We start from the raw sequence: 22152 nt of genomic DNA, 5'->3' as shown, positions 1-22152 counted from the left end.
GGAATAAAAAGCAGGTATAAAAAAGGCCAGCGTCAAAGCACTGGCCAAGATTGGAAGGAATTACAATAGATTATGCTGATAGCATTAAAGAATCTGCTTTTGCTTCAAGGTTAGTGTTACCCATTAAGTATTCATCTACTTCACGAGCACATTCACGACCTTCATTGATACAGCGAACTACCAAAGATTGGCCTGTTCGCATATCACCGGCGGCAAACACGCCTTTTTGGTTTGTTGCGAACCCGTCGGTTGCAACATTGCCACGCTCATCCAGTTTAATATCCAGTTGAGCAAGAACGCCTGTTGGTTCTGGGTGCAAAAAACCCATCGCTAAGAATGCGGCATCACATGGAATAATTCGCTCAGAGCCAGCCACTTCAGTGAAGTTAGGGCGCTCACCCGCTTTAGGTTCATCCCACTGAATATCGGCAATACGCAATGCTTTCACGTTGCCACTTTCATCGCCGATAAACTCTTTGGTCAGAATATTCCAATGACGATCACAGCCTTCTTCGTGTGAAGTAGTGGTTTTCATGATCATTGGGTATTCAGGCCATGGCTGATTTGCTGGGCGCTTTTCAGGTGGGATCGGCATGATTTCTACTTGTGTAATGCTTGCCGCACCATGGCGGTTTGATGTGCCTACACAGTCTGAGCCGGTATCACCACCACCGATAACTACCACGTGCTTATCTTTAACGTGAATTTCTTCTGTTTTCAGATCCATGTTGTTTGCACGGCGGTTATTTTGGCCTAAAAACTCCATGGCAAAATGAACACCTGAGAGCTCACGGCCTGGAATTGGTAAGTTACGAGGCACTGTAGAGCCGCCTGTTAATAACACCACATCAAAGTCTTGGCGCAGTTGTTGTGCATTAATATCAACACCAATGTGGGCATTGACTTCAAACTTGATGCCCGCGTCAGACATTAAATTGATTTTACGATCAATGACATCCATGCCGAGTTTGAAATCTGGGATACCAAAGCGAAGTAAACCACCCACTTTTTCATCACGTTCAAATACGGTAACAGTATGGCCAGCGCTGTTTAGCTGCTCAGCGGCTGCCAGCCCTGCCGGCCCTGAACCGATGATCGCGACTGTTTTACCTGTGCGAGAGCGTGGCGTTTTAGGTTTTGCATACCCTTCACGGTAGGCCGTTTCCACAATGGTTTTTTCGATGTTACAGATGGTGATTGGATCTTGGTTAATGCCAAGGACACAGCCACTTTCACAAGGCGCAGGGCAAACACGACCAGTAAACTCTGGGAAGTTATTGGTGGTGCTTAAAATGTTCCATGCCTCTTCCCAGCTGTCGCGAAACACCGCGTCATTAAACTCTGGGATGATGTTACCAATCGGGCATGAGTTGTGGCAAAAAGGAACGCCACAATCCATACAGCGCGATGCTTGCTCATTGATTTTATTGCCAAATTCTTTGTTTAAGACAAATTCTTTGTTGTCTTGAATACGAACACTTGGATCTAATTTTTGTGGCAGTTCACGGCCAAACTCCAAAAATCCTGTAGGCTTACCCATTTACGGCCTCCAACTCTTCCTTGTTTACAGCTTCTGCTTTACGTTTTAGTAGTACGGCTTTGTAATCCCTTGGCATGACTTTCACCATCTGTTGAAGGTTTGCTTCAAAGTTGGATAGGAAAGTTGCTGCAACTGTACTACCAGTCAATTCAACATGTTTAGTTAGCATTTCTGTGAGCAGATCTTTGTCTTCTTGCTCAATTGGGTCTAGGTCAACTAGCTCAGGGTTTAGTTTGGTTTCGAAGTCATTGAACTGATCCCAAACATAGGCAACACCGCCACTCATACCTGCGGCAAAGTTACGGCCTGTTTGACCGAGAATAACGGCTACACCACCAGTCATGTATTCACAACCGTGGTCACCAACACCTTCAACTACCACTTTTGCACCAGAGTTACGAACACAGAAACGTTCACCAGCCATACCTCGAATGTAAGACTCGCCCGACGTAGCACCATAGAAACAAACGTTACCTACGACAATATTGTCTTCTGGAATAATGTCTGATTTTGCATCTGGGTACAGCACTAACGTACCGCCAGACAGGCCCTTACCCCAGTAGTCATTGGCGTCACCTTCGACTTCAAATTTCACGCCTTTGGCAAGGAAGGCTCCTAAGCTTTGGCCCGCACTGCCGTTGAACTTGACGTTCATTGGCTGTGGTAAGCCTTGGTCTTTGTAAATTTTTGAAATTTCGTTCGACAGCATGGTTCCCGCACTGCGGTCGGTGTTGATGATGTCAAACTCAGCATCTACTTGTTTGCCTTCATAGAGCGCTGGTGCAGCGGCTTCAATTAGCTTACGGTCGAGAACATTTTCAAGGTTATGCTCTTGTTCACGCTGGTTGAAAATGCCGTCTTCAGGGCGGGCAGGTTCATTGAACAGAACAGGACTTAAATCTAGGTTTTTGTATTTCCAGTGGCCGATATCATCACGGATCTTCAGTTTGTGTGATTGACCCACCATTTCATCAATAGTGCGGAAACCAAGCTCAGCCATGACTTCACGTAGACCTTCAGCCATGTATTGGAAGAAGGTGACAACATCTTCTACGCGGCCGTCGAAACGCTCACGAAGGGTTTTGTTTTGCGTTGCGATACCAACAGGACATGTATTCTTATGACACTTACGCATCATGATACAGCCTTCAACAACCAAGGCTGCTGTTGCTACGCCCCATTCTTCAGCACCAAGTAGCGTTGCGACTGCAAGGTCACGTGGCGTTTTCATCTGACCGTCAGATTGAACAACGATACGGTTACGTAGGCCATTTTTCAGCAGTGTTTGGTGAGTTTCAGCTAAGCCTAGCTCCCAAGGCAGACCGGTGTGACGAATAGAAGACATCGGAGATGCACCTGTACCACCATCAAAACCTGCGATAAGTACTACGTCAGCTTTCGCTTTTGCTACACCCGATGCAATCGTACCTACGCCTGCTTCCGATACGAGTTTCACGTTGACACGGCCAGCGCGGTTCGCGTTTTTGAGATCGTAGATCAGTTGAGCCAAATCTTCGATAGAGTAAATATCATGGTGTGGCGGTGGTGAAATTAAGCCAACCCCTGGGGTGGAGTGACGTGTTGCACCGATCCAATCATCGACTTTATCTCCAGGTAGCTGACCACCTTCACCGGGTTTCGCACCTTGTGCCATTTTGATCTGAATTTCATCAGAATTCGTTAGGTAGTAAGACGTTACACCAAAGCGGCCAGAAGCCACCTGTTTGATGGCAGAACGTTCCCAGTCACCGTTGTCTTTGCGTTCAAAACGAGCAGGATCTTCACCACCTTCACCTGAGTTTGATTTCGCTCCGATGCGGTTCATTGCAACAGCCAGTGTGGAGTGTGCTTCGTAAGAAATAGAACCAAAGCTCATTGCACCCGTTGCGAAACGCTTAAGAATATTCTCAATAGGTTCAACGTCGGCAAGAGGAATGGAGCCTGCTGGATTTTTGATGAACTCTAATTGGCTACGTAATGTCGCGGCGTTATCACCTTGTGAGTCAACTGCGTGGGCGTACTGCTTAAATTGTTCGTAGTCTTTGTTACGGGTTGATTTTTGCAGTAGTGAAATTGTTTCAGGGTTAAACAAGTGTTTCTCACCACGCTGCTTCCACTGATAGACTCCACCCACATCCAGAACCTGAACTGGGATTTCACGAGTCGGGTAACCCACACGGTGACGAACCAGCACTTCTTGGGCAATGTCATCGATGGTTAAACCTTCAATACGTGAAACCGTACCGGTGAAGTATTTGTCTACGACTGACTTACTGATCCCCAGAGCTTCAAAGATTTGCGCGCCATGGTAAGACTGTAGGGTTGAGATCCCCATTTTTGAGAAGATTTTTAATAGGCCGCCGTTAACCCCTTTGCGGTAGTTATTGAATAGCTCGACCGATGAAATTTCTGGGTCGAGTTTCTTCTTCTTCTGAAGATCAACAATGGTTTCAGTGACTAAGTATGGGTTTACCGCATTCGCACCGTAGCCCACAAGAGTTGCAAAGTGGTGGGTTTCACGAGCATCTCCCGTTTCTACGACGATGTCACACTTGGCACGTAACCCTTTACGGATGAGGTGGTGATGAACCGCACCTACCGCCAGCATGGCAGGGATTGCGGCATGGTTTGAGTTGACGGCACGGTCTGTCAGGATGATGATGGAATAACCGTCGATAACGGCATCTTCTGAATACTGACAAATACGTTTTAGAGCACGCTCAAGCTTGCCTGCATCGCCGTTTGCGCGGAAGACAATATCTAATGTTTTGGATTGTAAGTGCTCGTTATCAATCGCACGCAGTTTTTCTAGTTCGTCGTTAGAAAGAACTGGAGACTCTAATTCTACTTTTTGGCAGTGCTCTGCTGTTTCGCTCAGTAGGTTCTGATCTTTACCAAGGTAGGTATTTAAAGACATTACCATACGTTCACGGATCGGATCGATTGGCGGGTTGGTAACTTGAGCAAACAATTGCTTGAAGTAGTTGGATAAATGTTGAGATTGGTGCGAAAGAACAGCCAGAGGCCAGTCTGCACCCATGGCACTTAATGGTTCGTAACCTGTTTTCGCAAGAGGAACGATGATCTCATTCACTTCTTCTGAGCTAACACCAAATGCTTGTTGGTGATGCAGCAGACGCTCAGGTGTTGGCTGGTGGTGCATGTTGTCGGCTTCAGGTAGCTCTTTTAAGCTTAATAGGTTGTCTTTCACCCATTGTTCATAAGGCTGTGCCGTGGCGATTGAATCTTTTACTTCTTCATCAGAAATAATGCGACCTTGTTCTAAGTCTGCCACAAAGATACGACCAGGTTGTAGGCGACCACGGAATTGAACGTTTTCTGGCTCAATTTCCACCACACCAGATTCTGACGCCATGACGAGGAAGTCGTCTTTAGTCACGGTATAACGAGAAGGGCGAAGACCATTACGATCTAATGTTGCTCCTACTTGAACACCATCCGTGAAACACACAGAAGCTGGGCCGTCCCAAGGCTCCATAACGTTAGCGTGATATTGGTAGAAAGCACGACGCTTTGGATCCATGTTTTTATTTTCTTGCCATGCTTCAGGGATCAGCATCATTAAAGCGTGTGGCAAGCTACGACCAGAAAGAACCAGTAGCTCTAGCGCCATATCGAAGTTCGATGAATCTGAGCTGCCTTCTTGACAGATCGGAAGCAGCATATTGATTTCTTGCTGGCTGAATAAGTCAGATTCAAGGATCGCTTCACGGGCTTTCATCCAGTTAAGATTACCGCGAACGGTGTTGATTTCACCATTATGGGCAATGTAACGGAATGGTTGAGCCAAGCGCCAGCGAGGGAATGTATTGGTAGAAAAGCGAGAGTGAACAAGGGCAAGTGCCGTTACCATGCTTGGGTTTTTAAGATCCAAGAAATACTGAGGAACTTGTTCTGTGGTGAGCTGGCCTTTGTACACTAATGTTTTGTACGACAGAGAGTTGATGTAAAAATCATCGCCGATGTTAGAAACGCTTTCTAGGCACACACGCACTGTGTAGTTACGTAAAACATACAGTTTACGCTCAAGAACCGCAGGATCTAGGTTTGAGCCGCCAGTAATGAATACGTGTTCAAACTGAGGTTCTGTGCTGAGTGGATCTTCACCGATCATTGAATTGTCTACAGGTAAGACACGGTAGCCAATAACTTCAAGATCTAAGCGCTTAGCATTGCGCTCTAGAATGTCGCGACACTGTTGACGTTTGTACTCATCTTTAGGAAAAAGCACCACACCAACACCGTATTTGTCGAACGCTGGCAGTTTAATGCCTTGTTGGACGGTCTCTTCTAATAAGAACTCGTGGGGCTTTTGCAAAAGAATGCCTGCGCCATCACCACTGCACGGATCACAACCTTGGCCACCACGATGTTCCATTCGTGCCAGCATATCCAGTGCTTGAGTTACAATTTCATGAGATTTACGGTTTTTAAGGTGAGCAACAAAACCGATTCCACAGGCGTCATGTTCCAATTCTGGTACATACATACCTCGTGCATTCTGCTCTCTATCTACCATAGATACATCCTTCCAGTTTTTAGCAGGCGCAACTTGTCTATGCAAATTTATGCCTTGTCCTTTTTTGTATTTTTGAAATCTAGAACTCTACGGGGTGTGATTAACCCTCTGGTGTAGAGCCTGAATCCTTTCTGGCTCTTTGCGGTAGCACTGATGTACTTGCAAAGTAACCTCTCCAATGCGATGCCCGTTGTGTTGAATATGACTCCAGTCGTTCAACAATTTATGGTGGGTGGGTATCACTTTTTGGCCGATAGCTAATCCGGTGTATCGGCTAATAAATAATCTTGTTATGTAACTATCCTACATTTTTGTCTTGCTAAATACCAACTAAACTTACATGTAAAAGCAGTTTTTCATTAGTCATTGTGCATAACTATTTAACTTTGCATTAACTTTTGCGCTTTAATAGCTAAATTATGCGTTTTTATTGATTTGTGTTAGGGGCCGGTTCCCAGTTTATATGTAGTCTAAACCTGTTTTTTTTCTACAGATTCGAATGTTAATTTCACAAATCTTAGTGATAACCATTATCATTTAAGTGGTTGATCGCTTACTTTTGATGTTTAGTGGCAAAAAATACTATCAAAGGCCGATTAGGCTAGTTTTAACGTCTTAGAGTAATGAAGAATGCAACTGCATGAGTTGGTAAATACCTTTGGTCAAGATCTACAGCGCCGTTACGGTGAGAAGGTCCATAAATTAACTTTACATGGCGGTTTTAGTTGCCCTAATCGTGATGGCACTATCGGTCGAGGGGGGTGTACTTTTTGCAATGTAGCATCGTTCGCCGATGAGCAAACTCAAGAAAAATCGATTCAAGTTCAGTTGGCCGAAAGAGCAAATGAAGTTCATCGTGCCAAAAAATATTTGGCGTATTTTCAAGCGTACACGTCCACTTATGCGGAAGTGCAAACCTTAAAAAGAATGTATGAAGAGGCATTGTCGGAAGCCAATATCGTGGGGTTATGTGTGGGTACTCGGCCTGATTGTGTCCCTGATGCGGTGTTAGAGTTATTATCTGATTACGTTCAGCAAGGCTACGAAGTCTGGTTAGAGCTTGGTTTGCAAACAGCAAAAGAGAGCACATTAAAACGAATTAACCGTGGTCATGACTTTGCGTGCTATGACACCATTACTCGTAGAGCACGAGCGTTAGGCATTAAGGTATGCACACATCTTATTATCGGTTTGGCGGGGGAAAGCCGAGATGATAATCGCAACACGTTAGCCAAAGTAATTGAAACGGGCACTGATGGCATAAAACTTCATCCGCTGCATATTGTGGAAGGCAGTACCATGGCTAAAGCATGGCACACAGGGCGTATGCAAGCTCAGGAGATGGAAGAATACATCGATATAGCATGCGAGCTGATTCGTCTAACGCCACCTGACATTATTTTTCATCGCGTAACAGCCACGGCGAGAAGGCCGACATTACTGGCACCGTTATGGTGTGAAAAACGCTGGTTAGCCATGACAGAAATAGGTCGAAAACTGGATGTTGATGGCGCTCAAGGAAGTTTGATAAATCAATCTTTTATCTATACGGAACCTGTCAGGAAATCGCATTAAACTCTAACTATAGTAATGAATAAGATTTGTTGGTGAATCGAAGTGTCACTCGGTAGAATAGCTTTGCTGACTTTATCGAATCAGCGCGAATATCTGATCAATGCATAGAATGATAAAGGAAAGCGATGAAGGATCTTGGTACCTGGCTATTAGACACCACAGAAGGCTATGGCTTAACTGCTTTGGTTATCATGATATGTTTGGCACTTATTCGTTTTATTCAAATAAGGCATCAGCAGAGAACAGAGCAGATCTTGATGCAGATGCCTATTGCTACTTTAACGATCAAAATGAGCAGTGGTCGTTTATTACAAGCAAATACCAAAGCGCAACAACTATTAGGTATTCGTAAAATAGGCTCGACATTTCGTTACCCTGAGCTGATATCTACCACCTCGTTATGCCAACAATTGGCCAGCTATTCGGGAGTGACTTTCTCTGGGTTGGAGATGACATGGCCCGTATCTGAGGTCAATTCTAAAAAAATCACCTTATCTGGTCGATACATTTCATTCCGAGGAAAAAAGGCATGGCTGCTTTATGCGGTTCCAACAGAAGAAAAAGGTTCTGAAAATAGCCAACAATATGACCAACTTCTTGTGTCTAAGAGTGCGCTGAATTCGTTGAGTGAATTAGTGTATTTTCAAAATAATCAAGGGGAACTTCTGGGGACGAATAAAGCCTTTGATCGTTTCTGGCGGGATCGGGTAGAGGAAGGTATTGTTGATATTAATACGTCTTTGATGCGGGGCCGTTCATCAAATCGCAGCTGGACAACCTCACCTGATGGCAGCAGTTGCTTATTAGAGACGCACCAAAGCCTGTTACTAAATGAGCAAGGTGAAACCGTGGGCACGTTGAGTATCAGTCATGATGTAACGGACTGGCACGTTATGCAGGAAAACTTGCGTCATGAAATTGAAAAGCGTCAAGATACCGAAGTGGCATTGGCTCACCGAGATAGCTTATTACAAAGCATATTAGACTCGTGCCCAGATCCGATTGGCATGTTCAATGAGCACTACATTTATGAAGCATGTAATGAGCCGTTTGCTTATTCGATTGGTGTGTCCTCTGCCGAGCAGTTGATCGGAAAAACCATCAAAGATGTGCTGCCAGAAGCGGTGTATCGCCGTTACCACAATACGGATCAGAAGGTCTTAGAAACTGGCAATACAGTAAAGTACATTGATGAGTTAAAACATTCAGATGGCACTATTACGTGGTTTGATGTGATTAAATCTGCGTATTATAACTCGGCGAATGAAAGCCGCGGTGTGCTGGTGATGGCGCGCGATGTCACTGAGCGTGTGCTGGCAGAGCAGGCATTAGCGAAAGTAAATGCGAAGCTGAAAACGTTAAGCTTTATTGATGGCCTAACCAAAGTGGCGAACCGTCGTAGCTTTGATGAGCAGCTGAAAACGTTATGGTTACTGCATATTCGTCAGCAACAACCGTTGTCGATTATTTTATGTGATATTGATAGTTTCAAATCGTATAACGACAACTATGGCCATCAACTCGGGGATGAAGCATTACGTAAAGTAGCAGATGTGTTTTCTTCTGTGGTCACTCGTGCAACTGATATGGTTGCACGTTACGGGGGAGAAGAGTTTGTGATGTTATTGCCCGATACTACCTTAGAAGGGGCCGATATTGTGGCCCGTAAGATACACCAAGCATTAGTTGATGCAGAAATTTCCCATGAGTATTCGGAGATATCATCCTTGCTGACTGTGAGTCTGGGGGTTGCTTCTATTATCCCTAAACATGGTCAAGATTATGGTGAACTGGTGGGGATTGCCGATAAAGCACTGTATCAGGCTAAGCGTGCAGGGCGTAATCAAACCCAGAGTATTTCATCAATCTAATATATCTCTTCGTTTTTTCCTGTCTTTAAATAGAAAAGTTGTGTTTTTCATTAAGGTTATGAGATTTGCCTCTAGGGGAATCTCATAACTCACTATATGATTTCCATTAATGTAAGTAATGGAAAACATCATGAAACAGATAAAACTTCTGGCTCAATACTATGTTGATTTGATGGTAAAGCTTGGCATTATGCGGTTTAGCATGCTGCTTGCTTTGGCTCTGGTTGCCTTGGCTGTTGTGGTGCAAGTTGGAGTGACATTAGGTCTTCAAGGAGAGGTGGATAATATTGATATTGTTCGCTCTGTCTTTTTTGGATTATTAATCACGCCTTGGGCGGTGTATTTTTTATCCGTTGTGGTGGATCAATTGGAAGATTCTCGTCAACGCTTGTCTAAATTAGTTACTAAGTTAGAAGAGATGCGTGCTCGTGATATGGAGCTAAATCACCAGCTACAAGACAACATTAAGCAGTTGAATCAAGAGATTGAAGAACGTGAAAAAGCCGAAGAGGCGCGGCAAGAGGCCATGCACGATCTTGAAAATGAAGTCTTCCAACGTGAAAAAGCTCAGCTGGAATTGGCAGAACAAACGGCTTTATTACGTTCCTTTCTTGATACCTCTCCAGATCTTATTTATTACCGTAATGCACAAGGGCAATTCTCTGGCTGTAACCGAGCCATGGAAGAGCTGACTGGTCGTACGGAAAAAGAGTTAGTTGGCTTAACACCATGGGACGTATACAGCAAAGAAGTGGCATCAAAAGTTGTGGAAACAGATGAGCAAGTGTTTAGCCAGAACAGCTCTTTGACTTACGACCAATGGTTAGAGTATCCAGATGGTCGTAAGGCATACTTTGAACTCAGTAAAATCCCATTTTATAGTAAAGATGGCCGTCACTTAGGTTTGGTTGGTTTTGGCCGTGATACAACCGAGCGTAAGCATTATCAAGATGCTTTAGAAAAAGCCAGTCGAGACAAAACAACCTTTATTTCCACAATCAGTCATGAACTGCGTACTCCATTAAATGGCATTGTGGGTCTAAGCCGTATGCTTTTGGACTCTTCCTTAAACAATGAACAACGTAATTACATGCGCACCATTAATGTCAGTGCCATTACGCTCGGTAATATTTTTAATGACATTATCGATATGGATAAGTTTGATCGCCGTAAGTTAGAGTTGATGCCAAAACCACTTGATTTCACAGATTTTGTCATCGAAATGGAAAATATCTCAGGTTTAATGGCTGAGCAGAAAAAGCTGCGTTTTGATTTAGAGCGATTAAGCGATCTTCCGAAATACATAGAGGTTGATGGGACGCGTTTACGCCAAGTGCTTTGGAACTTGATTGGTAATGCCATGAAGTTCACCAAAGAAGGCGGTGTGGTGATGACGGTGAGCAGTGACATTCACGATAACAGCGCCGATCTTATTTTCGAAGTGGAGGACACAGGTATCGGTATTCCTGAGTCTGAGCTCGATAAGATTTTTGCGATGTATTATCAAGTGAAACACAGCAGTGATAATTTGCATGCTGTAGGTACTGGAATTGGGTTGGCAGTATCGTATCAGCTCATCAATATGATGGGGGGAGATATTACGGTATCGAGTGAAGAAGGGTTTGGTAGTACCTTTACCGTGACCATTTCTGTGCCGCTGGTGGATCAGGTGGAAGAAGAAGAAGCCATGCCAGTGAAAAGCCAGTCAAGTTTACATATTTTCATGGTGGAAGACATTGAACTGAACATTACGGTTGCCCGTTCATTACTCGAAAGCTTAGGGCACACGGTGGATGTTGCTATGCGTGGCGATGAAGCGATTGAAATGTTTGAACCAAGTAAGTATGACTTAGTATTACTGGATATCCAGTTACCTGATATGACAGGCTTTGATATTGCTCAGCACTTCCGATCTCATTATGACAATTTGCCACCATTGGTTGCGTTAACGGCAAATGTGCTGAAAGAAAAAGGGGAATATTTTTCTAAAGGCATGGATGAAGCTATCAGTAAGCCGCTTAGTGTGAAAGCCTTAACGGAAGTAATAGAACGCTTGGCCATTAACTCTGAAGTGAAAGAGAGTGCTTCATTGAATAATACAGAGCAGCTTAATCCTGAAAAAGACAATAAAGAGCCAGAAATGAGAGTAGAACCAAGTAATAACAGCGAACTCTTTAATACGTTATTAGACATGGATATGTTGATCTCGTATGTTGAGATTGTCGGCAGTAAACCGATTCTCGACAGTATCGCGATGTTTGAAAACTTAATGCCAGAATACATTGATATCTTAGATTCGAATATGACAGCCAAAGATCAAGATGGCATTGTCTCTGAAGCGCATAAAATTAAAGGCGCAGCTGGTTCAATAGGGTTGAAGCATATTCAGCAAGTGGCTCAAAAAGCACAATCACCAGATCACCCGGCATGGTGGGAGAATATCAATGACTGGGTTGATGAAATAAAAAATGAATACCATCATGATATCGATGTACTTAAACAGTGGCTAGCACAGCAATCAAATTAGGATAGAGAATGAAAAGAATAGCGTTAGCGTTGGCAATAGCTCTTTCAGGGTGCGCAGCAACAATGAATACGACCGACTGGCAGGGTAATACCTTTGCTTATATAGCAGGGGAAGGTATTACGCTGCAAAGTAATGTATGGCTAAATAAAATGCCAATGGTGGGTGAAACTGGCGTTAAAGCAAATGCAGCGCTGAGTTTAAATGCGTTAACCACGATTTCACCTGACATTGAAGTGGTACAAGTCTTATTTCGTCAGGGTGAGCAAGAGTGGCGCTTGAGCGAAGAGCAGTATGAAATCCGTCCACACGAAGAGAACTACTGGGAAATTGCCGCGTCATGGAAGGGGGAGGTTGATCCAAGCCAGCGCATAGATATCGCGGTAGAGCTTACCGATGGTAACGGTGGTTCAGAGTGGTTGGTTGAAGAACAAGTGAAAGTGGCCGAAGTGTTCTAGCGGCGCTTGCTAGTTGATAGATATAAAAAAGCCTCGCTGAACGAGGCTTTTTTGTTTTTACCTATAGTAGAGAAAAGTGATTACTCTTCTAATTCACCACAGAAACGATAGCCTTCACCGTGGATTGTCGCGATGATTTCTGGCGTATCAGATGTTGACTCGAAATGCTTACGGATGCGACGGATGGTCACATCAACAGTACGATCATGTGGTTTTAGCTCACGGCCTGTCATCTTTTTCAGAAGATCTGCACGAGTTTGGATTTTGCCTGGGTTTTCACAAAAATGCAGTAAAGCTCGGAATTCAGAGCGTGGCAATTTGTATTGTTCACCATCAGGGTTAATCAATGAGCGGCTATTAATTTCTAGAGTCCAACCATTAAACTCGTAGCGCTCAACAAGCTTTTTATCTTCTTGTGGAACACTTTGGTTCATTGCTCGCGTTAGTAGGTTACGAGCACGAATAGTTAGCTCTCGAGGGTTGAATGGCTTAGTGATGTAATCATCAGCACCAATTTCAAGACCTAAAATTTTATCAACTTCGTTATCACGTCCTGTTAAGAACATTAACGCCATATCGCCTTGTTCGCGTAATTCACGCGCAAGAAGAAGGCCATTTTTACCCGGTAGGTTGATATCCATAATCACCAAATGCACGTGATGTTCAGACAACATCTGGTGCATTTCTTCGCCATCATTGGCTTCATAAACATTATAACCCTCAGCTTCAAAAATGCTTTTTAGGGTATTACGAGTAACATGCTCATCTTCGACGATCAGGATCTGGGGGGTTTGCATGGGCGGTACCTAATTACTAATTCGAAAACCGGTTATAGAATAATTAAATTCTATATAAAATTTTTACATATAGGCAAAGTATTCATGAATGATAAACTAAATATCTCAAATAGAACACTCTTCTAAACGGTACGCCGTCCTTACAGGCAATCTAGGCTATAAATGCAGCGAAAATCGCAAAATCCTATAAATAGGCTACTGGCTAGTGATTCCTTTGAATGGGCTAATTCTAAGCACTTAACAGCACGCTAACAATAACTCATATTTATTTCCATGCACTTTATTGATTTATATCAAAGGTCGTATTGTACTTATTGGGAATATAAATAGATGCAACGCTAAAAATGAGTGTTATTGAGCAAGACAAACTAAAATGTAAGAGAGAACTTTGGGGGCATTATTCGTCGACTGTTTTTTATGTGGATGAACCGCCGTCTATTGAGTGTTTTGCTATTATCACTGGTTGGAACCCGAGAAGTGTAAAAAAGCCAGATGAACGTAACTTTTTTTATAATCAAAAGCTTATGCAGGAAATGAAAAGCCGTTCATTGCGATTTTCTAAAATCGTCGGTAGTGATAGAGAAGGGCGATGGTTTGAAGACAGCTTTGCGGTTGAGGTGCCGTTACTAGAGGCAGTAGAGCTTGCAAAGCAGTTTGATCAGAATGCAATTTATTATGTGGAATGTGGCCGTATTCGTTTAGTGCCTGTGTTATTGGGTGGGCAAAGCGTTCGTGATCTTGGCCTCTTTTCTGAGCTTTTAATTATAGGTTAAGTAAAAATTCAATATTGGATCATGGAGGAACAATGAAAGATTTATTGCCAGATATTTGTGATAAGTATGAAGAGAGTGTTCAATTATTAGAGCAAGAATATAAAGACTATGGGCATAAAAAAAGTTTTTATGGTGAGCTTGTAACACTTCGCTGTTTTCACGATAACTCGTTAGTTCGGGACATTGTGTCGGAAAACGGCAAAGGAAAGGTGCTGTTTATTGATGGCAATGGGTCATGCAAGCGAGCGCTGCTTGGTGATAAATTGGCTATGTTAGCGGTAAAAAACGGTTGGGAAGGCATCATAGTTCACGGTGCAGTGAGAGACATCGCGACGTTATCGGGCTTAAAATTGGGAGTAAAGGCGTTAGGTGCTTGCCCATTTAAAACTGAAAAGCGTGGTGCCGGGGAAGCAAATGTAGGACTGACGATACATAATCAGATGATTCAACCTGGTGATTATGTGTATGCGGATTTAAACGGAGTACTACTTAGTCCCGAAGCGCTAGATTTATCTAAACTTTAGAACTTAAAACCAATACCGATTTGATAGACCTGCTGTAACGCTTCGTAATCCATGGTTGCTCGTAGGTCTATTTGTTCGGAAAGCTGAAGTTGACTAGACAGCTCTACAGAGGTCGCTGAGTTTTGGGTCTCTGTTTCAGTATTGCTGGTATGAATGGCACTTTGTACAGATAAGCGATCACTGAAGTTGTATTTAATACCACTTAACAGCCCACCTTTATTTGAGCGTGTTTCTTGTTCATTCGAGCGTAGACGAGCGCCCACGTATAACTCTACGGAATCAAAAACCGAATAAGAGTACCCACTGTCTACTTGCCAAAGATCAAATTGATCAGTCGGCACTGATTGAGAAGACACAAACCACTTATGTGGGGAAGGGGCTTTGTCTGTAATATTTAACTCATTTGCTGTTGTTGGTAATGCCACTACCAGCAGGATCAGAGTAAATAACCATTTGGTCATTTCCCTACCACCTTTTATTTTTATTATTTGCTAGATACATGGTAGTCGAGTATTTCTGGATTGGGAATTGTGATTCAAAAAGAAGAGAGCTATTGCATATAAACTGTGATAACTCTCATTATTTTAATCTCGACTTTCTCTCTGTTTACTCAAATCACTTGAAGCGTTCAAGCTCACTATATGGATATACATCTTCATAGTGGCCTGCATTTATATTGCTTTGCAATTTACGCCAATATGCAGCTTCAAATAGTTCTTTATGGTTTTGCATAAACAGTTTTCGAATGCGTTGATTGGTTAGAAGGAAAGTTGAGAATTCCTCAGGGAATACATCAAACTGCCCAATGCTGTACCAAGGTTCTGCTGACATTTCATCTTCAGGAAAACGAGGAGGTGGGATCTCCCTAAAGTTCATTTCCGTCATGTAGCTGATTTCATCGTAGTCGTAAAAAATCACCCGTTTATGACGGGATACCCCAAAGTTTTTGAACAGCATGTCGCCCGGGAAAATATTTGCAGCGGCCAGCTGTTTTAGAGCGAGCGCATATTCGTTGACAGCAATGGCTAGATCATCTTCATTAGCGGTATCCATGTAAATGTTCAATGGCGTCATTCTTCTTTCCATGTACAAGTGCTTAATGGATACCTCGTTGCCGTGTACTTTGACAATGGATGGAGCGACTTCCAATAATTCTTGTAGCAGCTCGTCACTAAATCGGTCTTTCGTAAAAGTAAAATTACGGTATTCCAATGTATCAGCCATACGCCCGACACGATCGTGTTCTTTTACCAGTCGATATTTTTCTTTCACGACTTGATGAGTGACGTCTTTAGGTGGGGCAAATTTATCTTTGATGATTTTAAAGACGAAGTCATAAGAAGGAAGTGTAAACACCGTCATGACCATGCCTTTGATGCCGGGTGCGGTGACAAATTGATCGTCTGATTTTTCAAGGTGGCGTAAAAACTGTCGGTATAATTCGGTTTTACCGTGTTTTTGACAACCAATCGCGGTGTAGAGCTCGGCTTTGGTCTTATTGGGTAGCAGCCCTCTTAAGAAACGGACAAGCGCGGCTGGAGCGGGAGCGTAGACCATGAAATAAGAGCGAGCAAAGCCAAAAATTTTACTGACTTCGTCTTGGTTCATGATGCAAGCGTCAATGTATAACCCTTTTTCGGGGTGATTCATCAAGGGCAAAATAAACGGGTGTGTGCCCAGTTCGGTGGTGAGTTTTCCGATTAAGTAGCAACCTTTATTGCGATAAAAGGGCTCTCTGATGAGCTCGATTTGAGTGCAGGGTGTAAAGGTTGAACGAAGGTGATCTTGAATCGCGTGAGTAACTCGTTTTATATCTCGATATTTATCTTCCCAGTGGCGTGTAAACAGCGTGTCGTCAATCAGACGCTCAACCATGTCATAAATACCAGCTGTTGCTGCATAAGTTCGGGTTAGAGGAGTTGGATAAGTTGGAATTCGGCCATCTTGAGAGGAACAGACAAAGAGCTTTTCCCGATCGATATTACGATGTTCAAAAATACGACAGTAGACGGAATTGAAAAAGCTTTCGGCAATGTCATAACGGGGATAATTATCGAGCAAAGTGACGTACTCTGCTTTTACGGCCATGAGAAAGGCACGTTTAATGTAATTTCGACCACCGATCATGGCATTAATTTGTTGGGTTACTAACCCGACATGGTGGTCATAAAAATTGATTCTTTGTTTGAGCGCGAGTTGCACGCTGGGCCAATCACACTGCTCGAAACGGTGCTGTGCTCCGGCTGTGACATCAAGAAAACGGCCATACATGGCATCAAAGCCTTGTAGTATGGTGTTAGCAACAAGTTGTTCCATATTGGCACCCATCCGAAGCTCCTTCTTCATGATCTTATGTTTATTTACTGTACATTAAATCCCCTGTAAATAAATGTTTCGTGATTTTTTTACAAAAATAAATAAGCAATGATATTTTTATTAAGCTTGTTTAAGTTGTTTAAAATCAATGGCTTGTTTTGGTTTTTTGTTCTCTGGACTAAAAAGTGAAAAATAAATTTTTATTGACTCTATTAGATAAAATAGGTTAAAGGTTAGGTATTGCACACAACGAACGAATAAAAAACACATATGTCATCTATCAGCACTATGAACACCACAACCATTATTATTACCGGCACGGAATGTGTTGGGGTGGGCTGATACGAGAAAGTATTTTGAAAAAAAGCCTGTACCCCACAAGGGACAGGCTTTTTTTTTGCGAGTTTATCATTGGGAGGAAGGGATGCGAGTTTTAAAATTTGGTGGTTCATCGTTAGCGGATGCAGATAGATTTTTAAGAGCGGCAGACATCATTGCGAATAATGCACGTCAGCAAGAAGTGTCTGTTGTGTTATCTGCACCAGGAAAGGTGACCAATAAATTAGTTTCAGTTATTGATAGCACACTGAAAAATGGGGAAGCAGAATTACAGATTGCTGAAGTGGAATCTGTTTTTAAACAGTTATTTGATGGCATCGTGTCTGAGCTGCCTCAAGTGAACAAGTCAGCCTTAGAGCTAAAATTAAAAGATTCTTTGTCGCAACTTCGCCAATATGTTCATGGCATCAACTTACTCGGGTTATGTCCGGACAATGTGTACGCAAAAATCATCAGTAAGGGTGAGCGTATTTCCATTGTCACCATGAAAGCGGTATTAGAAGCCAAAGGCCAACCAGCAAGCTTGATTGATCCAGTTAAGTACTTGTTTGCTAAAGGCGAACACCTTGAAGCAATGGTGGATGTGGATGTTTCTACGCTGAATTTTAAAAATGAGCCACTTCCGCAAGGTCATGTAAACATCATGCCTGGTTTCACCGCTGGTAATGAGCAAGGAGAGTTAGTGACTCTAGGGCGTAACGGCTCAGATTACTCGGCAGCTGTGCTTGCAGCGTGTTTACGCGCAGAGTGTTGTGAAATTTGGACGGATGTGGATGGTGTCTACAACTGTGATCCACGTATCGTAGACGATGCCCGTCTTCTTAAATCACTTAGCTACCAAGAAGCGATGGAGCTTTCTTATTTTGGTGCTTCCGTTCTTCACCCTAAAACTATTGCACCGATTGCCCAGTTCCATATTCCTTGTTTGATCAAAAATAGCTTTAACCCGCAAGGTGCTGGTACGTTAATTGGTCATGATACTGGCGAAGATAACTTATCTATTAAAGGTATTACGACTCTTAGTAACCTGACAATGGTTAACGTGTCTGGCCCGGGAATGAAAGGCATGGTGGGCATGGCGGCTCGCGTATTTGGCGCAATGTCGACTGCGGGTATTTCAATTGTCCTTATTACCCAATCTTCCTCTGAGTACAGCATTAGTTTCTGTATTGAAGCAGAAGACAAGCCACAAGCAGAGCAAATTTTGCGTGAGGCGTTTGAACTTGAGCTAAAAGATGGCCTACTAGAGCCCGTAGAATTTATTGATGACGTTGCCATCGTAACGCTAGTTGGTGATGGTATGCGTACGTCCCGTGGTGTGGCTTCTCAGTTCTTTACCTCTTTAACAGAAGTGAACGTCAATATTGTCGCTATTGCGCAAGGGTCTTCGGAGCGCGCAATTTCGGCGGTGATCCCTGAAGATAAGATCTCTGAATCCATCAAAGCTTGTCATGAAAACCTGTTTAACAGTAAGCATTTCCTTGATGTATTTGTAGTGGGTGTTGGTGGTGTTGGTGGTGAGCTGGTGGATCAAATTCAGCGTCAGCAACCGAAATTGGCGGAAAAGGGCATTGTGATCCGAGTATGTGGCTTAGCCAACAGTCGAGGTCTACTGACCGACAGTGCAGGCCTGCCATTAGAAAACTGGCGTGATCGCATGGGATGTGCGACGGAAGAGTTTAGCTTGGCACGCTTGATTGCCCTTGTTCAGCGTAACCATATTATTAACCCAGTGATCATTGATTGTACGTCTGATCAAGGTATTGCTGAGCAATATGCCGATTTCTTATCCGCTGGTTTCCACGTGATCACACCGAATAAAAAAGCAAATACAGCAAGCATGGCTTACTACCATCAGCTGCGTGATTCTGCACGAGCGACTCGTCGTAAGTTCATGTATGAAACTACGGTTGGGGCTGGTCTGCCTGTTATTGAGAACTTACAAAATTTGATCGCAGCGGGCGATGAGCTTGAGAAATTCAACGGTATTTTATCCGGCTCTCTGTCTTACATTTTTGGTAAGTTAGATGAAGGCATGACGCTAAGTGAAGCGACCACTATTGCACGAGATAATGGTTTTACTGAGCCAGATCCTCGTGACGATTTATCCGGTATGGATGTTGCTCGTAAGTTGCTGATTTTAGCTCGTGAAGCTGGTTTATCTTTAGAGCTTGACGATGTCGAAGTTGAACAAGCTCTGCCACCAGGCTTTGATGACTCTGGTTCAGTTGATGAGTTCATGGCGCGCCTTCCTGAAGCGGACGCCTATTTTAAAGAGTCATTAGCCGAAGCCGCAAAAGAAGGCAAAGTACTGCGTTATGTTGGGGAGATTTTAGAAGGTAAATGCAAGGTAAGAATTGCGGCAGTTGATGAAAATGATCCAATGTTTAAGATCAAAGATGGTGAAAATGCCTTGGCTTTCTACAGCCGCTATTATCAGCCAATTCCACTTGTATTACGTGGTTACGGTGCGGGCACGGAAGTGACGGCAGCGGGTGTGTTCTCTGATTTAATGCGTACATTAGGCTGGAAGCTAGGGGTATAAGATGAGTGTTGTAGTTTATGCGCCAGCGTCGATTGGCAATGTCAGTGTTGGCTTTGATGTTCTAGGAGCGGCTGTATCACCAGTTGATGGTACGCGTCTTGGGGATCGTGTATTAGTTCAAAGTGGTAGTGAACCATTTAGTTTGGCCACAGCAGGCAGTTTTGTGGCAAAGCTGCCAGACAACCCAAAAGAAAATATTGTTTATGACTGCTGGCGTGTGTTTGCACGTGAATTGGAGAAAAAGTCCATCGAGTTAAAGCCTGTGGCCATGACGCTTGAGAAAAACATGCCTATTGGCTCTGGTTTAGGTTCTAGCGCGTGCTCTATTGTGGCAGCGCTCGATGCTCTAAACCGCTTCCATGACTTGCCTTTGAATGAAACAGAACTATTAGCGCTAATGGGAGAAATGGAAGGCCAGATCTCCGGTGGTGTGCATTATGATAATGTTGCACCTTGCTATTTAGGTGGTCTTCAGCTTATGGTTGAAGAGTTAGGCATTATTAGCCAAGAAGTGCCGAGTTTTGATGACTGGTATTGGGTTATGGCGTATCCGGGGATCACTGTTTCGACAGCGGCGGCACGTGAAATTTTACCTGCTCAATATCGACGCCAAGATGTTATTGCTCATGGTCGTCATTTAGGTGGTTTTATTCACGCTTGTTATTCACAGCAGCCTGAATTGGCAGCGAAAATGATCAAAGACGTGATTGCAGAACCTTACCGTGAGCAGCTATTACCCGGTTTTTCCGATGCACGCAAATATGCGGCATCGGCTGGGGCACTGGCAACGGGGATTTCAGGCTCTGGCCCAACCTTATTTAGTATTTGTAAAGACAAAGACGTAGCAGAGCGTGTAGCTCGTTGGTTACAAGACAACTACGTACAAAATGATGAAGGATTCGTCCATGTTTGTCGTTTGGACAAGCAAGGCTCTCAAGTTACAGGAAGTGAGTTATGAAGCTGTACAATTTAAAAGATAATCAAGAGCAAGTTTCTTTTGGCCAAGCCGTTCGTCAAGGGTTAGGTAGCAATCAAGGTCTGTTTTTTCCATCCGATATCCCACAGCTAGATGACATTGATGGGCTTCTAACAGAAGATTTTGTCACTCGCAGCGGGAAAATCTTATCGGCACTAATTGGTGATGAGCTGCCAGAAGACAAAGTGAATGAGCTAGTTCATAACGCATTCCAGTTCCCAGCTCCAATCAATAAAGTAAAAGAAGGTGTTTACGCGCTGGAACTTTTCCATGGCCCAACTTTAGCGTTTAAAGATTTTGGTGGCCGTTTTATGGCGCAATCTTTAGCAGCGGTATCGAATGGCGGGAAAATTACTATTTTGACCGCGACATCGGGTGATACTGGAGCCGCTGTTGCGCACGCTTTCTATGGCATGGACAATATTGATGTGGTGATCTTATACCCGAAAGGCAAGATCAGCCCATTACAAGAAAAGTTATTTTGTACATTAGGTAAGAACATTCATACGGTTGCCATTAACGGTGATTTTGATGACTGTCAGGCGTTAGTTAAGCAAGCGTTTGATGATCAGGCCCTTCGTGAAGAGATCGGTTTGAACTCGGCTAATTCAATTAATATCAGTCGATTAATGGCTCAGATCTGTTATTACTTTGAAGCTGCCTCCCAGCTTAGTAAAGAAGAGCGTGAAAATTTAGTGGTTTCTGTACCAAGTGGTAACTTTGGTAACCTAACGGCAGGTTTATTGGCAAAAGCATTGGGTTTACCTATTAAGCGCTTCATTGCGGCAACGAACGTGAATGATACGGTGCCACGTTACTTAGAAAGCGGTAAATGGGAGCCGAAAACCACAATTCCAACGATTTCTAATGCGATGGACGTTAGTCAGCCAAATAATTGGCCTCGCATTGAAGAGCTTTGCCAGCTGAAAGGTTGGGGGCTAGATACGTTAGGAAAAGGTGCTGTCACTGATGAGCAAAGTGCTGAAACGTTAAAAGAAATGAGTGATGAAGGTTACCTATGTGAGCCTCATGGTGCTATTGCCTACCGCGTTCTAAATGAGCAGCTGCAAGATGGCGAAACGGGTATGTTCTTATGTACTGCCCACCCTGCGAAATTTAAAGAAGTCGTGGAAGACATTCTAGGTAATGAGATTGAGCTACCAGCACCTTTGGCCAAGCATGGTGCGATGGAGTTGTTGTCTCAAGATCTTGAAAATGATTTTGATGCACTCAAAGCGGTGTTACGTAGCGTTCAGTAAATGACTATGTAAAGTGAATGATAGAGGGAGGCTTTGGCCTTCCTTTTTTATTACTATCTATGTAAAGCAAAAAATGGCGTTGAACTTCAGCGCCATTTTTGTATGTTGCATTTAC

Annotated in this window: 14 protein-coding genes and 1 other annotated feature; of the genes, 9 read left to right on the top strand and 5 right to left on the bottom strand. The window is 43.4% G+C overall.

Going from position 1 to position 22152, the window contains the following annotated elements; translation table 11 throughout:
- Positions 1-70: 70 nt before the first annotated feature.
- Positions 71-1540 (bottom strand): glutamate synthase subunit beta, encoded by a 1470-nt coding sequence (locus MHO82_RS12175; RefSeq protein WP_239184218.1) that lies wholly within the window; start codon positions 1538-1540, stop codon positions 71-73.
- Entirely contained in the window at positions 1533-6080 is a 4548-nt protein-coding gene (gene gltB, locus MHO82_RS12170; RefSeq protein WP_239184263.1) for a glutamate synthase large subunit, read from the bottom strand. Before gltB ends, MHO82_RS12175 begins: the two co-directional genes overlap by 8 nt.
- 630 nt (positions 6081-6710) lie before the next feature.
- On the opposite strand from gltB, the gene MHO82_RS12165 reads away from it, so the two are divergent.
- From MHO82_RS12165 to MHO82_RS12150, 4 genes are all read left to right on the top strand, one after another.
- Positions 6711-7655: a TIGR01212 family radical SAM protein gene (locus MHO82_RS12165; protein WP_239184217.1), complete on the top strand. Its 945-nt coding sequence runs from the start codon at positions 6711-6713 to the stop codon at positions 7653-7655.
- Between the two features lie 125 nt (positions 7656-7780).
- The gene (locus tag MHO82_RS12160; RefSeq protein WP_239184216.1) at positions 7781-9526 is read left to right on the top strand and encodes a GGDEF domain-containing protein; all 1746 of its coding nucleotides are present in this window, start codon (positions 7781-7783) and stop codon (positions 9524-9526) included.
- A gap of 130 nt (positions 9527-9656) precedes the next feature.
- On the top strand, positions 9657-12053 hold the full coding sequence (gene arcB, locus MHO82_RS12155; protein ID WP_239184215.1) for an aerobic respiration two-component sensor histidine kinase ArcB: 2397 nt from the start codon (positions 9657-9659) through the stop codon (positions 12051-12053).
- Positions 12054-12061: 8 nt separating this feature from the next.
- Positions 12062-12508, top strand: coding sequence for a hypothetical protein (locus MHO82_RS12150; RefSeq protein WP_239184214.1), 447 nt, complete (start codon positions 12062-12064; stop codon positions 12506-12508).
- A gap of 80 nt (positions 12509-12588) precedes the next feature.
- Here the strand turns inward: MHO82_RS12150 and arcA are convergent, their stop codons facing one another.
- On the bottom strand, positions 12589-13305 hold the full coding sequence (arcA, locus tag MHO82_RS12145; RefSeq protein ID WP_239184213.1) for a two-component system response regulator ArcA: 717 nt from the start codon (positions 13303-13305) through the stop codon (positions 12589-12591).
- 344 nt (positions 13306-13649) lie between these two features.
- On the opposite strand from arcA, the gene MHO82_RS12140 reads away from it, so the two are divergent.
- Both MHO82_RS12140 and MHO82_RS12135 read left to right on the top strand, forming a co-directional pair.
- Positions 13650-14078 carry a DUF3293 domain-containing protein gene (locus MHO82_RS12140; protein ID WP_239184212.1) on the top strand — a complete coding sequence of 143 codons (429 nt, stop codon included), beginning with the start codon at positions 13650-13652 and terminating at the stop codon, positions 14076-14078.
- Positions 14079-14110: 32 nt separating this feature from the next.
- Positions 14111-14602 (top strand): putative 4-hydroxy-4-methyl-2-oxoglutarate aldolase, encoded by a 492-nt coding sequence (locus tag MHO82_RS12135; RefSeq protein ID WP_239184211.1) that lies wholly within the window; start codon positions 14111-14113, stop codon positions 14600-14602.
- On the opposite strand, the gene MHO82_RS12130 is transcribed toward MHO82_RS12135, so the two are convergent.
- The gene (locus MHO82_RS12130) at positions 14599-15063 is read right to left on the bottom strand and encodes a hypothetical protein (protein ID WP_239184210.1); all 465 of its coding nucleotides are present in this window, start codon (positions 15061-15063) and stop codon (positions 14599-14601) included. The genes MHO82_RS12135 and MHO82_RS12130 overlap by 4 nt on opposite strands.
- 154 nt (positions 15064-15217) lie before the next feature.
- Complete coding sequence (gene aceK / locus MHO82_RS12125) at positions 15218-16930, bottom strand: bifunctional isocitrate dehydrogenase kinase/phosphatase (protein WP_239184209.1); 1713 nt, start codon at positions 16928-16930, stop codon at positions 15218-15220.
- A 268-nt stretch (positions 16931-17198) separates the two neighbouring features.
- Positions 17199-17317: a sequence feature (Thr leader region), on the top strand.
- Between the two features lie 25 nt (positions 17318-17342).
- On the opposite strand from aceK, the gene thrA reads away from it, so the two are divergent.
- Genes thrA through thrC form a run of 3 tightly spaced genes read left to right on the top strand, consistent with a single transcriptional unit; the run spans position 17343 to position 22037 of the window.
- A complete protein-coding gene (gene thrA / locus MHO82_RS12120; protein ID WP_239184208.1) occupies positions 17343-19802 on the top strand; it encodes a bifunctional aspartate kinase/homoserine dehydrogenase I in 2460 nt (819 codons plus the stop codon).
- A 1-nt stretch (position 19803) separates the two neighbouring features.
- Complete coding sequence (gene thrB, locus MHO82_RS12115) at positions 19804-20760, top strand: homoserine kinase (RefSeq protein WP_239184207.1); 957 nt, start codon at positions 19804-19806, stop codon at positions 20758-20760.
- Positions 20757-22037: a threonine synthase gene (gene thrC / locus MHO82_RS12110; RefSeq protein WP_239184206.1), complete on the top strand. Its 1281-nt coding sequence runs from the start codon at positions 20757-20759 to the stop codon at positions 22035-22037. The genes thrB and thrC overlap by 4 nt, the downstream gene beginning before the upstream one ends.
- Positions 22038-22152: the final 115 nt, after the last annotated feature.

The sequence above is a fragment of the Vibrio sp. Of7-15 genome, from assembly GCF_022347565.1.
Lineage (GTDB): Bacteria > Pseudomonadota > Gammaproteobacteria > Enterobacterales > Vibrionaceae > NORP241.
The sequence above is the reverse complement of the archived record's forward strand: the minus strand, read 5'-3'. Positions and strand labels throughout refer to the sequence as shown.

What these genes read in the sequence shown, in the direction of transcription:
- thrC (WP_239184206.1), top strand. Translation starts at nt 20,757, where the DNA reads ATGAAGCTGTACAATTTAAAAGATAATCAAGAGCAAGTTTCTTTTGGC.
- arcA (WP_239184213.1), bottom strand. Translation starts at nt 13,305, where the DNA reads ATGCAAACCCCCCAGATCCTGATCGTCGAAGATGAGCATGTTACTCGT.
- MHO82_RS12135 (WP_239184211.1), top strand. Translation starts at nt 14,111, where the DNA reads ATGAAAGATTTATTGCCAGATATTTGTGATAAGTATGAAGAGAGTGTT.
- MHO82_RS12175 (WP_239184218.1), bottom strand. Translation starts at nt 1,540, where the DNA reads ATGGGTAAGCCTACAGGATTTTTGGAGTTTGGCCGTGAACTGCCACAA.
- MHO82_RS12150 (WP_239184214.1), top strand. Translation starts at nt 12,062, where the DNA reads ATGAAAAGAATAGCGTTAGCGTTGGCAATAGCTCTTTCAGGGTGCGCA.
- MHO82_RS12165 (WP_239184217.1), top strand. Translation starts at nt 6,711, where the DNA reads ATGCAACTGCATGAGTTGGTAAATACCTTTGGTCAAGATCTACAGCGC.
- MHO82_RS12130 (WP_239184210.1), bottom strand. Translation starts at nt 15,063, where the DNA reads ATGACCAAATGGTTATTTACTCTGATCCTGCTGGTAGTGGCATTACCA.
- arcB (WP_239184215.1), top strand. Translation starts at nt 9,657, where the DNA reads ATGAAACAGATAAAACTTCTGGCTCAATACTATGTTGATTTGATGGTA.
- thrA (WP_239184208.1), top strand. Translation starts at nt 17,343, where the DNA reads ATGCGAGTTTTAAAATTTGGTGGTTCATCGTTAGCGGATGCAGATAGA.
- gltB (WP_239184263.1), bottom strand. Translation starts at nt 6,080, where the DNA reads ATGGTAGATAGAGAGCAGAATGCACGAGGTATGTATGTACCAGAATTG.
- aceK (WP_239184209.1), bottom strand. Translation starts at nt 16,930, where the DNA reads ATGGGTGCCAATATGGAACAACTTGTTGCTAACACCATACTACAAGGC.
- thrB (WP_239184207.1), top strand. Translation starts at nt 19,804, where the DNA reads ATGAGTGTTGTAGTTTATGCGCCAGCGTCGATTGGCAATGTCAGTGTT.
- MHO82_RS12160 (WP_239184216.1), top strand. Translation starts at nt 7,781, where the DNA reads ATGAAGGATCTTGGTACCTGGCTATTAGACACCACAGAAGGCTATGGC.
- MHO82_RS12140 (WP_239184212.1), top strand. Translation starts at nt 13,650, where the DNA reads ATGAGTGTTATTGAGCAAGACAAACTAAAATGTAAGAGAGAACTTTGG.